Source organism: Gordonia sp. LMA484, from assembly GCF_058129505.1.
This window is the reverse complement of sequence record NZ_CM176700.1, coordinates 6365776-6379285: the sequence shown is the minus strand read 5'-3', so window position 1 is coordinate 6379285 and position 13510 is coordinate 6365776. Positions and strand designations below refer to the sequence as shown.

At 67.7% G+C, this 13510-nt stretch carries 11 protein-coding genes; 4 read left to right on the top strand and 7 right to left on the bottom strand.

What is annotated here, in order from left to right; translation table 11 throughout:
* Positions 1-71: 71 nt before the first annotated feature.
* Positions 72-1442, bottom strand: a complete 1371-nt coding sequence (locus AC4AMJ_RS28340; protein WP_489916288.1) for an FAD-binding oxidoreductase — start codon at positions 1440-1442, stop codon at positions 72-74.
* A gap of 166 nt (positions 1443-1608) precedes the next feature.
* Between AC4AMJ_RS28340 and AC4AMJ_RS28335 the strand changes: the two genes are divergently transcribed.
* Together AC4AMJ_RS28335 and AC4AMJ_RS28330 are read left to right on the top strand one after the other, a co-directional pair.
* The gene (locus AC4AMJ_RS28335) at positions 1609-2574 is read left to right on the top strand and encodes an intradiol ring-cleavage dioxygenase (RefSeq protein WP_489916286.1); all 966 of its coding nucleotides are present in this window, start codon (positions 1609-1611) and stop codon (positions 2572-2574) included.
* A 174-nt stretch (positions 2575-2748) separates the two neighbouring features.
* Positions 2749-3666, top strand: coding sequence for a serine/threonine-protein kinase (locus AC4AMJ_RS28330; protein WP_489918538.1), 918 nt, complete (start codon positions 2749-2751; stop codon positions 3664-3666).
* 297 nt (positions 3667-3963) lie between these two features.
* On the opposite strand, the gene AC4AMJ_RS28325 is transcribed toward AC4AMJ_RS28330, so the two are convergent.
* Positions 3964-5091, bottom strand: coding sequence for an amidohydrolase family protein (locus AC4AMJ_RS28325; protein ID WP_489916284.1), 1128 nt, complete (start codon positions 5089-5091; stop codon positions 3964-3966).
* A 145-nt stretch (positions 5092-5236) separates the two neighbouring features.
* On the opposite strand from AC4AMJ_RS28325, the gene AC4AMJ_RS28320 reads away from it, so the two are divergent.
* Complete coding sequence (locus AC4AMJ_RS28320; RefSeq protein ID WP_489916282.1) at positions 5237-6388, top strand: FAD-binding oxidoreductase; 1152 nt, start codon at positions 5237-5239, stop codon at positions 6386-6388.
* Positions 6389-6481: 93 nt separating this feature from the next.
* On the opposite strand, the gene AC4AMJ_RS28315 is transcribed toward AC4AMJ_RS28320, so the two are convergent.
* The 5 genes from AC4AMJ_RS28315 to dnaK all read right to left on the bottom strand — a co-directional run bounded on the left by AC4AMJ_RS28315 (position 6482) and on the right by dnaK (position 12429).
* Positions 6482-7588 (bottom strand): hypothetical protein, encoded by a 1107-nt coding sequence (locus AC4AMJ_RS28315; RefSeq protein ID WP_489916280.1) that lies wholly within the window; start codon positions 7586-7588, stop codon positions 6482-6484.
* Positions 7589-7654: 66 nt separating this feature from the next.
* Entirely contained in the window at positions 7655-8053 is a 399-nt protein-coding gene (locus AC4AMJ_RS28310; RefSeq protein ID WP_489901070.1) for a heat shock protein transcriptional repressor HspR, read from the bottom strand.
* On the bottom strand, positions 8053-9249 hold the full coding sequence (dnaJ, locus tag AC4AMJ_RS28305) for a molecular chaperone DnaJ (protein WP_489897785.1): 1197 nt from the start codon (positions 9247-9249) through the stop codon (positions 8053-8055). The genes AC4AMJ_RS28310 and dnaJ overlap by 1 nt, the downstream gene beginning before the upstream one ends.
* Before the next feature lie 694 nt (positions 9250-9943).
* A complete protein-coding gene (gene grpE / locus AC4AMJ_RS28300; protein WP_489897786.1) occupies positions 9944-10579 on the bottom strand; it encodes a nucleotide exchange factor GrpE in 636 nt (211 codons plus the stop codon).
* A complete protein-coding gene (dnaK, locus tag AC4AMJ_RS28295; protein WP_489897787.1) occupies positions 10576-12429 on the bottom strand; it encodes a molecular chaperone DnaK in 1854 nt (617 codons plus the stop codon). Before dnaK ends, grpE begins: the two co-directional genes overlap by 4 nt.
* Positions 12430-12810: 381 nt before the next feature.
* On the opposite strand from dnaK, the gene AC4AMJ_RS28290 reads away from it, so the two are divergent.
* On the top strand, positions 12811-13410 hold the full coding sequence (locus tag AC4AMJ_RS28290; protein WP_489897788.1) for a TetR/AcrR family transcriptional regulator: 600 nt from the start codon (positions 12811-12813) through the stop codon (positions 13408-13410).
* Positions 13411-13510 lie beyond the last annotated feature (100 nt).

Genomic DNA, 13510 nt, shown 5'->3' with positions numbered 1-13510 from the left:
CTCGGGCGGGCATTGTCCCGCCCGATCCCTGAGGAGCCCGCGAGGAACGAGTGAGCGTCACGAAGGGTCGCTCAGAGCAGCACACCCGGATTCAGCAGGCCTTGCGGATCGAGCGCCTGCTTGATCCGCGCGGTCAGTTCCATGACGTCCTCGCCCACCTGGTTCGGCAACCACGCCTTCTTCAACCGACCCACCCCGTGTTCGCCGGTGATGGTGCCGCCCAATGCGATCGCGAGGTCCATGATCTCGCCGAACGCCGCCTGGGCACGCGCGGCCTCGTCGGGGTCGGAGGGGTCGAACACGATCAGCGGGTGGGTGTTGCCGTCGCCGGCGTGCGCGATCACCGAGATCATCACCCGACGTTCCGCGGCGATCGTCGCGACACCGTCGATCAGGGCCGGGAGCTGCGGGAGCGGTACGCCGACGTCTTCGAGCAGCAGCGAACCGAGTTTCTCCACTGCGGGGATGGCGGCACGCCGGGCCGCGGTGAATGCCTCGCCTTCCTGCGGGTCGTCGGTGGCGAACACCTCGGTGGCACCGTTGTCCTCGAACGCCCGCTGGATGATCTCCACCTCGGCGGCACCGGCGGGCCCCGGCGCATCCGACTGCGCGACCAGCAGCGCCCCGGCCTCACGGTCGAGACCCATCCGCAGCATGTCCTCGACGGCGTTGATGGACACCGAGTCCATGAACTCCAGCATCGCCGGCCGGATCTGAGCGGTGATGGCCAGCACCGCTTCGCTCGCCTGATGCACGGTGGCGAAGCTGCCGACGACGGTCGACGCCGGTGCCTGCGGCGGCAGCAGCCGCAAGGTGATCTCGGTGACGATGCCGAGCAACCCCTCACTGCCGACGAACAGCTTGGTCAACGGCAGACCGGCGGAGTCCTTGAGTTGTTTGCCACCGAGACGCACCGCCCGGCCGTCCGCGAGCACCACCTCGAGCCCGAGGACATAGTCGGTGGTGACGCCGTACTTCACACAGCACAGGCCGCCGGCGTTGGTGGCGACGTTCCCGCCGATCGAGCAGATCTCGAACGATGACGGGTCCGGCGGATACCAGAGATTGTGCGCGGCAGCGGCGGCCTTCACCTCGGCGTTGAACAATCCCGGCTGGACGACGGCGGTTCGGGTGGCGGTGTCGATGACGAGCTCGCGCATCTTCTCGGTGGAGAGCATCAGCGCGCCGTCGACCGCCGTCGACCCACCCGAGAGGCTCGTGCCCGCTCCCCGCGTCACCATCGGCACCGCGTGCCGCGCGCACCATCGGACGACGGTCTGTACCTGGGCGGTGGTGGTCGGACGCACCAGGGCGAACGGCGTACCGGCATCCGGGTCCTGCGCTCGGTCCTGCCGGTAGGCGGCGAGGATGTCGGGATCGGTGACGACCATTCCGTCCGGCAACTCGGTGGCGAGGGATTCCGGGGTGACGACTTCGGTCATGATCCCAACTGTATGCCCCGCCGTTCGCCCGATTCTTCAACACCGCGAGGCCGCCGGAGTGACGACGCCACGCTCACCAGGCGGAAAATTGCGACGACACCGACTCACAGCAACCCCGCAGCTCATCTGCTCGATGTCCGAAGTGTCGGGTTGTACCGTCACTCACATGCCGCCTGAACCACCTGACCACGACCGGGGACTGCGGTTCGATCTGCAGTCGCTGACCCGGCGACGCATGTTCGCCCTGTTCGCCACCGGTGCCGTGGCCACGACCGCGGCGGCGTGCGGATCGGACTCGTCCGGCGGTTCGTCGGGCACGTCGTCGGCGTCTACGTCGAGCGCCGGTACCGATGCGTCGGGCACGGCGCAGGGCTGCGCGCCCGCCGCTCCCGAGGAGACCGCGGGCCCCTATCCAGGAGACGGCAGCAACGGACCCAACATCCTGATCGCCTCGGGCATCGTGCGCAGTGACATCCGGTCGAGCTTCGGCGACGCCTCGGGCACGGCGGAGGGCGTGCCGGCCACCATCACCATTCGGCTGAAGGATCTCGTCGACAACTGCACACCGGGGCAGGGCATGGCGGTCTATGTCTGGCACTGCGACCGCGACGGCAATTACTCGATGTACAGCCAGGCCGCCGCCGACCAGAACTACCTGCGCGGAGTCCAAGTGGCCGACGCCGACGGCATGGTCCGTTTCACGTCGATCTTCCCGGCCTGCTACGCGGGTCGCTGGCCACACATTCACTTCGAGGTGTTCGATTCGCTCGAGCAGGCCGTGGCCGGATCGGATGCGCGACTCACCTCGCAGATCGCGCTGCCGCAGGATGCGTGTGATGCGGTGTTCGACCACGACAGCGCCTACGCCCAGAGCATCACCAATCTGTCGCACGTGACGTTGGCGTCGGACAATGTGTTCGGCGACGGCTGGGATGCGGAGCTGGCCACGGTCACCGGCAGACCCGCCGACGGCATGACCATCGACATCACCGTCGGGGTCGCATCCAAAGCCGACAACCAGCAGCAGGTGGGTCCGCCCCCACCGGGTGGGCCGGGCATGCCCGGCGGCCCAGGAGGACCGATGCCGAGTCCACCCGGTGGGCGCGGCGGACCGCCGCCTCCGGGAACCTGAGGTTCTCAACCGCCCTGACCGGGCAAAATGGGTTGGGTGAGCGATATGAACGGGTACATCCAGGACGCGGAGAAACACTGGCCGTCGCGCTCGACACAGGTCCGGGATACCGGCCGCGCCGGGGTGACCACCCGCCACCGCGCCGATCGTTCCTGGCCCGACTACCCTGACGTTGTGTTCGGGGCGGGTGACCTGGTGGGCGGCTACGCCATTGACAGCTACCTGGGCAGCGGCAGCAGCGCCGAGGTCTACCGCGCCCATCGGGGTGATGATCCCGATCCGGTCGCGCTCAAGGTCCTGCACACGCGACCCAACGACCAGCAGCGCATGCGCGAACGCTTCGATCGGGAGTTCACCATCGCCACGCTCCTCGATCACCCACACATCGTCGACATGTATTCGCGGGGCGAGATCGACGCCGCGGACGTCGATGACGAGAACCGCACGCCGGCAACGGTTCTGTGGATGGCGATGGAGTTCATCGACGGAACGTCGGCGAACGAACTGATCACCCACCACCCGACCGAGGCCGGGGTCGCGACGATCACGGACATCGGTGAGCAGATCGCCGCGGCCTTGGACTACGCCCATCGTTGCGAGGTCTTGCACCGAGATGTCAAACCCGCAAACGTGATGGTCTCCACGAGCGCCGAGCACACGCGCGCCGTGCTCACCGACTTCGGGATCGCCCAATTGCTCGACGACGCCCGTCCCCTGGCACGCAATGGCCGGGTCCAGGGGTCGATCGCCTATGCCGCCCCGGAACTGCTGACCGCACAACGGCTCTCCCCGGCCACCGATCAATATGCCCTGGCCGCGAGCATGTTCGAGCTGCTCACAGGCGATCCACCGTTTCCGCGGGCGACTGCGTTCGCCATCACCTACGCCCATCTCCACGATCCGGTGCCCGCGCTGACCAAGGCTCATCCGTGGCTGCCGTCGTCGTTGAACTCGGTGTTCGTCAAGGCGCTGGCCAAGAACCCTGCCGATCGCTATGACACCTGTGCGGAATTCACCGACATCATCCGGCGTGCGTTGCGGGATGTCCCGGTGCCCGAACCGGCACGGAGGCGCGGGTGGTGGACGCGGTGAGCGCTTCGCGCCACCTTTCGTTCGGGTGAATGCCGAGGCACCGTATCGAGACCACCACACCGGATCTCGATACGCCCAACCGCTGGTCGAGTAGGCGCCGAGGCGCCAGCCGAGGCACCGAATCGAGACCACCACCGGATCTCGATACGCCCTCGCCTGGCGGCTCGGACTACTCGATCAGCAGGTGGGCATCGACCACTCGATCAGCGGGTGGGGCTACTCGATCAGCGGGTGGGCGTCGACTACTCGATATCAGCGGGTGGGCGTCGACCACTCGATCAGCGGATGGGTCGGCAGCTACTCCTCGATCCGGTACACCCGCAACGCATTCTCTCGGAAGACTTTCCGCAGCACATAGTCGCCGCGGGGTGAGATCAGGTCGATGAGGGCACCGATGATCATGTCGAGCGACGCGTTGGGTTTGTCGATCGGGAAGTTGGAGCCGAAGATCACCCGGTCCGCGCCGAAATGGCCGAGGACATGCTCGACGAGAGGTCCGATCATCTCGGCGAGTGTGCCTCGGCTGCCGACGTTGCCCCACCGTTCGCGCCCGTAGCCGAGCACGGGCAGTCCGAGACCCGACAGCTTGACCATCACGTTGGGGCAGGCGGCGACGGTGATCATCCGTTCGCGCCACAGGCGCAGGATGTCGGCGCGCGCCCCCGCCGTCGCCCCGGTCCGTGCGCCGACCGGACCGAACACCCCGACGGGCGCGCCGATGTGATCGACGACGATGGTCACCTCCGGGTACTCGCGCGCCAGGGTCACCACATCGTAGAGCTGATGGGAGTACACGAAGGCGTCGAAGACCAGCTTCCGCTCGGCGACCTCGGCGAAACCCTTCAGAAAGGCGGTCGAGGCGAGAATGCCGTCGCTGTCCGCGCCGTTGCGGATCTTGGGGTCCGGGTGGCGCGTGGTGATCCACCGGATGCCGCGCATGCGGTCGGTGAGCGCGGCGTGCTCGTCGAGCAGTTCCGGAAACCTTTCGGAGCGCGGATCGGCATGCGCGACGATCGCGCCGAGACGGGGCGCCGACCCGAGCCCGAACGGCAGCCCGACCACGTAACGGGTCTCCTCGACCGCCGAGCGGCCCGCCGGGGACTCCGAACCGCCGGCTGTGTCGTCGCCGCGCCAGTGCGACTCCATGTGCACCACCGTGTCGACCCGAACGCCGGCAATCGGCGGAACCATGACTGCGTCGGCCAGATACTGCATCGGCTCATAGACCCGCGCCACCGTGCTCGGGGTCAGCACGTATTCGCGGTCCGCCTGCGACACCACCATCGGGAACACCCGGTCCCCGAACGACGGGACGAACCGATACAGCCGCGAGAGTCGGTTCGCCGCCCATGGTGTGCTCCGCGGATTCCACTGGTGCAGATGGGCATCGACTATGCCCGGAATCACGCCATCGAGCGAGCTCACCTACCCGAGATTGCCACAGTTGACGCGGACCCGACATCGAATGATCGATCGTAAGTCACCGTCGCTCGACCGTTAGGGTGACTAGAGTCTTTCGGGATAATCGGGTCGACGCGGAACAACGGATCAACGGGGAGGTGAGTGCGACGTGGCCAGTCACTCTCGGCACACGCTGCATCACCTCCGTGACCTGATCAATCGCGACCCCGACCGCTTCTCCACCAACATCTACACGCGGATGTTCTCCATCGACCCGGACCTCCGGGAACTCTTCCCGGCCGTGATGGCGGGTCAGCGCGATGCGTTCTTCCGGGTGATCGACCATGTGCTCGACGTCGTGCCGAGCGAAGCCGGGCATCAGGAGCTGATCGAATTCCTGGCGCAACTCGGCCGTGACCACCGCAAGTACGGCGTGCGGCCCGAGCATTACGGCCTCATCTACCAGGCGTTGATCGCCGAGTTCGCCGCGATCCTCGGCGATTACTGGGACGACGAGGCGGCGCAGACGGTGACGCAGGCGATGATGCTGACCACCGGGGTGATGCGCGGAGCCGCCGAAACCGCGCCCCATCCGGCGTTGTGGTCGGCGCAGGTCGTGGAGAAGTTCCGCATCACCCGTGACCTGGCGGTGGTCCGGCTGCGCACCGACGCGCCGCTTCGGTTCGACGTCGGCCAGTACCTCGAGGTTCAGGTTCCGCAACGCCCGAAGGTGTGGCGCAATCTGTCCCCTGCCATCCCCCCGAACCCGGCGGGCGAACTCGAGTTCCATGTCCGTGCCGTGCAGGGAGGAACGGTGAGCTCCGCGATCGTCGGTGAGACGCGGCCCGGCGATGTCTGGTATTTCGCTCAGGGCCACGGCACGCTGCACGTCGACCGGCAGCGGCCGGTGCTGATGGTCGCGGGCGGGACGGGCCTGGCGCCGCTGCGAGCGCTGTTGATCGAGATGTCGAAACGGGCCGACTCGCCGCCCACCCACATCTTCTATGGGATGCGGTACCCGGGCGAGCTGTATGACCTCGCGGTGCTGCGTCGGATCGCGGCGACCAATCCGTGGCTGACGGTGACCGCGGTGTCGGAGGAGACTGCCGATCCGTGGTGGATCACGTCGATGGCGACGCCGGAGGCATTGGGGATCGAGCACCGGATCGGCACCCTGGCCGAGGTGGTCGCCGGGTCAGGCCCGTGGGATGACCATCAGGTCCTGATCGCGGGGTCGGCGAAGATGATCGACACGACCCGTCGCCGACTGCTCATCGCCGGTGCGCGGGCCAGCATGATCCAGCACGACCCGGTCGGCTGACGGTCCGAGCTTCCTCCCCCGGGTATCGCCAAACTCTCCACCAGCCGGCGGGGGACCTGCCGATACCAGGGGAACGAACAGAGCGTCTTCGCGTCAGGGCGGGCCGTAGGTGGTGCCCGGGCCGCCGCCGAACACGGTCTCCGTCGTCGTCTCGGTGACGGTGACGGTCGGCGCATCGGTGGCGGTCTCGGTCTCGGTTTCGGTCTCGGTGGCCGTCGACGTCTCGGTGACGGTCTCCCGCTGAGCGCGCACCGTCGTGGTCGCCACCTCGGTACGGACCTGTGTCACCGGTTCGGCAGTGCGGGTCACGGTCGTCGGTGGCGCGGTCTCGGTGACCGTGGACGTCGGGGCCGCGTCTTCGTCGGCAGCGTCGACCCCGGCGAAGACGGCCGACGCTGCGATCGCGCCGAGGGCCAAGGCCGCCACGATCGCTGCGCCGATCAGCCACCAGCGACGGTTCGACGACGCTCCGCGCACCGCGGCAGCGGGTCGCACCGCGAGTGTGGCCGCACCGACGGCAGCGGCGAGCGCCGGTTGGTGGGCCACCGTGACCGGGCGCGCCAGTGCGTACTCGAGGGCCGACGCCGCGCCGGGCACCTCCGCCCCCGGGCCGGTACACACCACCGACGTCACCGACGAACCGCCGGGTGCGGCCACCACCGCGTCGGCGACAGCACTGGCATGGGCCGGATCGGTGACGGGACCGGGGGAACCGTAGGCGAACTCGGCCGTGCCGAGCACCTCGCCGGTCGCCGAGTCCAGTGTGACCACCGACGATCCCGGCGACGGGACCGCCGCGCGGTCCAGGTCGACGACGGCGATGATGCCGCGGCCGGCGACCACCGCGCGGGCCGCCTCGGCAAGGGCGCTCGGCGAGTCGGTGACAAGAACCTTGTCGTACCAGCCAGGCCGAGACGTCCCGGGCGAAAGATTCGACTGCAGATAGCTTTGCGTGGCCGGCCGCGCACAGGCGATACCGATCCGATCGATCTCGTACGGCACGGAATCCACGAGCTCGTGGATCGCGGTCTCCGAACTCTGTGCCGACGGATCGGGCAGCTCGACCAGGTTGGTGGCGATGATCTCGCCGTCTGGGCCACGGACGATGGAGGCCACCTGATCCTCGACGACGGAGATCCCGAGCACCGACCCGGCCGAGGGCGAGCCGCCCCCGAAATGGGCGCCCTTCGTCTCGGCCATGTCCTCAGTCCTGTCTCCGGCGACGTTTCGTCCCGAGTCAGGGTAGCGGGTGGGCGATGTCGCCGATCAGTCGGCTTTACGCTTGCGCCGCGGCTGCCACACCACCAGCGCGCTGGTCCGTGGTACCGGCACCAGTTCGCCGCCACGCCGCTGGGACGCGCTGTCGAGGTCGGCCTGGAGTTCACGAACCCGCTGCTGGAGCGCGTCGACCTGATTGCTCAGGTCGATGATCCGCTTGATCCCGGCGAGGTTCACACCCTCCTCCTGGGACAGGCGCTGGATCTCGCGGAGCAGTTCGACGTCGCGCGTGGAGTAGCGCCGGCCGCCGCCGCTCGTGCGTTGCGGCGTGACCAGACCGAGCCGGTCATAGGTGCGCAGTGTCTGCGCATGCATGCCGGCGAGTTCGGCGGCGACCGAGATGAGGAACGTCGCGGCACTCTCGTTCTCGAAGTCGCGCGCCATCATCATCGCCCCCACCCGGCGCGGGGATCGAAACCGGCGGCCTTCTCCGCGGCGGCGTACTGCCGCATCGCTTCGGCGGCCGCGTCGTCCAGTTTCGGCGGTACGGCCACCTTGACGGTGACGAGCAGGTCACCGGCGCCGCCGGACCGCTTGGGCACCCCACGTCCTCGGACCCGCAGGGTGCGGCCGTCGGTGGTGTTCGCCGGGATCTTGACCCCGACGGTCCCGTCGAGCGTCGGCACCGACACCGTCGCACCGAGCACGAGCTCGGAGATGCTGACGGGCAGCTGCACTTTGAGGTCGTTGCCGCTGCGGGTGAACACCTTGTCGGCGGTGACGTGCACGACGACGTACAGGTCGCCGGACGGCGCTCCGCGACGGCCCGCCTCCCCCTGGCCGGCCAAGCGAATGCGCTGGCCGTCCTCCACGCCGGCGGGAATGCGGACATTGATGGTGCGGGCGCGGACCTTCACGCCGGTGCCCTCGCAATCCGAGCACGGATCGTCGATCCGTGACCCGGTGCCCTGGCAGTCCTGGCACGGTTCGCTGAAACCGAACGCCCCCTGGTTGCGGCTCACGAACCCGGAACCGTTGCAGTTCGGGCAGACCCGCGGACTGGTGCCCGGCTTCGCGCCGCTGCCATGGCAGGTCGTACAGGGAGCCGGGCTGGTCACCCGCAATGGGACGGTCGTACCCATCGCGGCGTCCTTGAACGACAACGACGTCTCGGTCTCGAGGTCGTTGCCGCGCTTGGGCCGAGTGGCCGTCGAGTTGCGCGGGCCGCGGTTGAACAAGCCCTCGAACAGGTCGCCGAATCCGCCGCCGGCGCCGCCCGCGTCGCCCCCGCCGAACAGGTCGCCGATGTTGAAGTCGGCGCCGGTCGACGTCGTGTAGGTCGTTCCCCCGCCTCCGGGGAAGCCCCCGGGGAACCCGTTGCCTCCGCCGCGGAATCGTCCGCCGGCGAACATGGCGCGGGTCTCGTCGTATTCCTTGCGCTTCTCGGCATCGGACAGCACGCTGTGTGCTTCAGACACCCGCTTGAATCGCTCTTCGGCCGCGGTGTCACCCGGATTCGCATCGGGGTGCAGCTCGCGAGCGAGCTTCCGGTAGGCCTTCTTGATCTCTTCAGCTGAAGCGTCAGAAGCAACGCCCAGGTCCTTGTAGAAGTCGTGTTCCAACCACTCTCTCTGCGGAGCCACCAGACGTCACCTCCTTCGATATGTCAATTGTCTGGATGAAGTTGTCCTTGTTCAGTTGTCGTTCACTCCTCCCTGAGGAGCGAGCTTGCGAGCGTCCCCGCCCCCTGAGGAGCGAGCCGAGCGTCCCCGCCCCCTGAGGAGCGAGCCGAGCGTCCCCGCCCCCTGAGGAGCGAGCCGAGCGTCCCCGCCCCCTGAGGAGCGAGCCGAGCGTCCCCGCCCCCTGAGGAGCGAGCCGAGCGTCCCCGCCCCCTGAGGAGCGAGCCGAGCGTCCCCGCCCCCTGAGGAGCGAGCCGAGCGTCCCCGCCCCCTGAGGAGCGAGCCGAGCGTCCCCGCCCCCTGAGGAGCGAGCTTGCGAGCGTCACGAAGGGCGCCCCTTCGTGACGCTCGTCGCTAGCGCTCCTCGCTCCTCAGGGAGCGGGGTGGTCGCTAGCTCTAGCGCTCCTCGCTCCTCAGGGAGCGGGGTGGTCGCCAGCCCTAGCGCTCCTCGCTCCTCAGGGAGCGGGGTGGTCGCCAGCCCTAGCGCTCCTCGCTCCTCAGGGAGCGGGGTGGTCGCCAGCCCTAGCGCTCCTCGCTCCTCAGGGAGCGGGGTGGTCGCCAGCTCTAGCGCTCCTCGCTCCTCAGGGACCGGGTGGTCGCTCAGGGAGCGAGGAGGTCACCAGCGCTCCTCGCTCCTCAGGGATCGAGAAGGGTGCGCTTATTGTGCACCAGTCTGTTCAGTTGCATTGCTCGGTGTATCAACCGGGTCGGTGACCGTGACCATCGCGTGACGGATCACCTTCTCGCCGAGCCGGTAGCCGGTGCGGTACACGGCACCGATGACCGGCTCCGCGCCCTCACCGTCGTGCTGGACCGCCTCGTGCAATTCGGGGTCGAACACGTCGCCCGGTTCGCCGAACTTGGCGAGTCCCTCGCCGGCCAGTGCGCCGGCCAGTTTGTCGGCGACACCGCGCAGCGGTCCGCTCTCGAGGTCGCCGTGCTCACGGGCACGGTCGAGGTCGTCGAGAACCGGCAGCAACTTGTCGATGAGGAGCTGCTTGCCATAGGCGACCGATCCCTGCTTCTCCTCGGCAGCCCGCCGCCGGAAGTTGGCGAACTGGGCCCGTTCTCGTTGCAGGTCCGCGGTCAGCTCGGCCACCCGCTCGTCGGCGACGTCGGCGGCTGTCTCGCCCTCGTCGGGCGCCGCATCCGTAACCGGCTCGGCTTCCGCCGGGCCCGGTCCGGCGGCCGGATCCTCGCGCACCTCACCCGTTTCCGGGTCGATGCGACGACGATCGGTCACCGTGACCGGTTCCTCGGCAGCGTGCGTGCCGTCCGGCCCGCCAGCGGTCACTTGTTGTCCCCGGTGTTCGACGGCTCGTCGACGACCTCGGCGTCCACCACGTCGTCGCCGCCGGCAGTCTCACCTTCCGGTGCGCCACCGTTGGGCGACTCCGCAGCCGATGCCGCATAGATCGCCTGACCCATCTCCTGCGACTCGGTCGACAGCTTCTCGATCGCGGCCTTGATGGCGGCGATGTCGGTGCCCTTCAGAGCCTCCTGAGCCTCCGCGATCGATGCCTCGACCTTGTCCTTGACCTCGCCCGGCACCTTGTCCTCGTTGTCCTTGAGGAACTTCTCGGTGTGGTTGACCAACGACTCGGCCTGGTTGCGGGTCTCGGCCTCCTCGCGACGCTGACGGTCCTCGTCGGCGTGCGCCTCGGCGTCCTTGATCATCCGGTCGATCTCGTCCTTGCTCAGGCCCGAGCCCTCCTGGATGCGGATCGAGTTCTCCTTGCCGGTGCCCTTGTCCTTGGCGGTGACGTGCACGATGCCGTTGGCGTCGATGTCGAAGGTCACCTCGATCTGCGGCACACCCTGCGGCGCAGGGGCGATGCCGCCGAGTTCGAACGAACCGAGCAGCTTGTTGTGCGAGGCGATCTCACGCTCACCCTGATAGACCTGGATCTGCACCGACGGCTGATTGTCCTCGGCCGTGGTGTAGGTCTCCGACCGCTTGGTCGGGATCGTGGTGTTGCGCTCGATCAGCTTGTGCATCACGCCGCCCTTGGTCTCGATACCGAGGCTCAGCGGGGTCACGTCGAGCAGCAGCACGTCCTTGACCTCGCCGCGCAGCACGCCGGCCTGCAGGGCGGCGCCGACGGCGACGACCTCATCGGGGTTGACGCCCTTGTTGGGCTCCTGGCCACCGGTGAGTTCCTTGACCAGCTCGGTCACCGCGGGCATACGGGTCGAACCGCCGACGAGCACCACGTGATCGATGTCGCCGACGGCGATGCCGGCGTCCTTGATGACGGCCTGGAACGGCGCACGGGTGCGCTCGAGCAGGTCCGAGGTGATCTTCTGGAACTCGCTACGGCTCAGCTGCTCATCGAGGAACAGCGGGTTCTTCTCCGCGTCGACGGTGATGTAGGGCAGGTTGATCGAGGTGCTCTGCGACGCAGACAGTTCGATCTTGGCCTTCTCCGCAGCCTCACGCAGACGCTGCATCGCCATCTTGTCCTTGGTCAGGTCGATGCCGTTCTGGCTCTTGAACTTGTCGACGAGCCAGTCGACGATGCGCTGATCCCAGTCGTCGCCACCGAGGTGGTTGTCGCCGGAGGTCGCGCGGACCTCGACCACACCGTCGCCGATCTCGAGCAGCGAGACGTCGAAGGTACCGCCACCGAGGTCGAAGACGAGGATGGTCTGCTCGCTCTCGCCCTTGTCCAGGCCGTAGGCCAGTGCGGCGGCGGTGGGCTCGTTGACGATACGCAGGACGTTGAGGCCGGCGATCTGGCCGGCTTCCTTGGTGGCCTGGCGCTGCGAGTCGTTGAAGTAAGCCGGGACGGTGATGACCGCGTCGGTGACGTCCTCACCGAGGTAGGACTCGGCGTCGCGCTTCAGCTTCTGCAGGGTGCGGGCGCTGATCTCCTGCGGGGTGTACTTCTTGTCGTCGATCTCGACGGACCAGTCGCCTTCGCCCATGTGACGCTTGACCGACCGGATGGTGCGGTCGACGTTGGTGACCGCCTGGTTCTTCGCCGGCTGTCCGACCAGAACCTCACCGTTGCGTGCGAAAGCGACGATCGAGGGCGTGGTGCGGGAGCCTTCGGCGTTGGCGATGACGGCGGCCTCGCCGCCTTCGAGCACGGAGACCACCGAGTTGGTGGTGCCGAGGTCGATTCCAACTGCACGAGACATATGTGTTCCTCCTAGTTCATGGGTCTGCACCCAAGTACGTGCCCGGGTCCGGCGCCGGTCTGGCACGAACCGCGGATGTTCTTCGAAACCCGCGCGGGACCCGAACCTCAGTGCATCCGACTCATGTCCTACTGAAAGAACGAGCCGGAGTCAACCTGGGTTGAGTCTACACGACTCAGGTTTCTCGATGAGTCCAACGGGACGATCGGGGAGAATGTTCCCGATTTCGCGGTCAAAGTTGAGCTCATATCACTCAATGTGAGTCAAATCTCACTGCCCGGCTCCGGTCATGCGACACCCAGCGACCGCTGTTTAGACTGCATCAGCCGGGCATGGACCCGGTCTCCAGATGCGAGGCCTGTGACCTCGGAAGGCGGGGTCGTGACATCGAAGCCGACGATGACTGACCGGCAGGCGCGGTTCGGGCGGGCGGCTCTCGACGTCATCGCCGCCGGCGGCCTGCGAGCACTCACACATCGATCGGTGGACGAGGCGGTCGGCCTGCCCGCCGGCTCGGTCAACTACTACGCACCGACCCGATCTCGACTCCAGGCACTCGCGCTCGCCGAGGTGTACGAGCAGATGTATGCCATCGCGATACGGGCGTTCACCCCGATACTCGCGGCCGGAAACGACTCCTCCACCGACATGATCCTCGACTGCACCACCGACTTCGTCGAGGCGATGTCCACCGAAGGGCAGGGCGTGGTGAGTGCGCGCCACGCGCTGGTCGTGGAAGCCCAGTTCGACGACGAACTGCGCAAGCAGGTGAACGCCAACCGCAGCGCCTTCATCGAGTTCACCGAGCCGTTCGTGGCGGCGTTCGGACCGGACAGCCCGGAACGGTCGGCGGAACTGGTGGTGGCGCTCATCGACGGACTCATCCAGCAGCAGACACTGATCGCGACCACACACTTCCCCCGGGAATTGATCCGCCTGGCGATCGCGCGCATCTTCGGTTTCCCGACCGGCGACGACTGATCGATCCTACCGCCGACGGGTAGCGAAGGATCGCGGTGGCGTCCCATCGCGCCCTGGAGTACGACGACGACCGATACAGCGCCGGGAAGGCCTGCGGGAC

What these genes read in the sequence shown, in the direction of transcription:
- AC4AMJ_RS28340 (WP_489916288.1), bottom strand. Translation starts at nt 1,442, where the DNA reads ATGACCGAAGTCGTCACCCCGGAATCCCTCGCCACCGAGTTGCCGGAC.
- AC4AMJ_RS28335 (WP_489916286.1), top strand. Translation starts at nt 1,609, where the DNA reads ATGCCGCCTGAACCACCTGACCACGACCGGGGACTGCGGTTCGATCTG.
- AC4AMJ_RS28315 (WP_489916280.1), bottom strand. Translation starts at nt 7,588, where the DNA reads ATGGCCGAGACGAAGGGCGCCCATTTCGGGGGCGGCTCGCCCTCGGCC.
- AC4AMJ_RS28310 (WP_489901070.1), bottom strand. Translation starts at nt 8,053, where the DNA reads ATGATGGCGCGCGACTTCGAGAACGAGAGTGCCGCGACGTTCCTCATC.
- dnaK (WP_489897787.1), bottom strand. Translation starts at nt 12,429, where the DNA reads ATGTCTCGTGCAGTTGGAATCGACCTCGGCACCACCAACTCGGTGGTC.